The sequence below is a fragment of the Pedobacter sp. PLR genome (assembly GCF_026239675.1).
In the GTDB taxonomy this organism is placed as follows: domain Bacteria; phylum Bacteroidota; class Bacteroidia; order Sphingobacteriales; family Sphingobacteriaceae; genus Pedobacter.
Genome location: NZ_JAPIVQ010000037.1, coordinates 1 through 550 on the forward strand (window position 1 = coordinate 1; position 550 = coordinate 550).

Consider the following 550-nt stretch of genomic DNA (forward strand, 5'->3'; position numbering starts at 1 on the left):
CTGATTTACAGAACAGGGGCGTAAAAGATATTCTGATTGCCTGCATTGACAACCTGAATGGCTTTCCTGCTGCTATAAATACGGTATTTCCTCAAACGGAGATTCAGACGTGTGTGGTACATCAAATCCGCAACAGTTTGAAATATGTGGCCTCTAAAGACCAGAAAGCATTTATGGTTGACCTGAAGCCTGTTTATAAAGCTGATACACTTGAACAGGCTGAACTTAGAATGGATGATCTGGAGGCTAAATGGGGTAAGAAATATGAAAAGGTGATCGAATCCTGGAGGAATAATTGGCCAAAATTGACTAGCTACTTTAGATACGATGCTCCAATTCGCAGATTGATTTACACCACCAATACCATTGAAGGATTTCACCGACAGGTTCGAAAGGTGACTAAAACCAAGGGAGCATTTACTTCTGATATGGCACTACTAAAACTAATTTACCTGGCTCACAATAACATCAGTCAAAAGTGGACAATGCCATTAAGTAATTGGGGTGTTACTGCACAAAAACTTGCAATTTGGTTTCCTGATCGGATGGT

1 protein-coding gene is annotated in these 550 nt (G+C 40.4%); it reads left to right on the forward strand.

Going from position 1 to position 550, the window contains the following annotated elements; genetic code table 11:
• On the forward strand, positions 1-550 hold a 550-nt coding region (locus tag OQX61_RS24245; RefSeq protein WP_265844427.1), incomplete at both ends, for a transposase.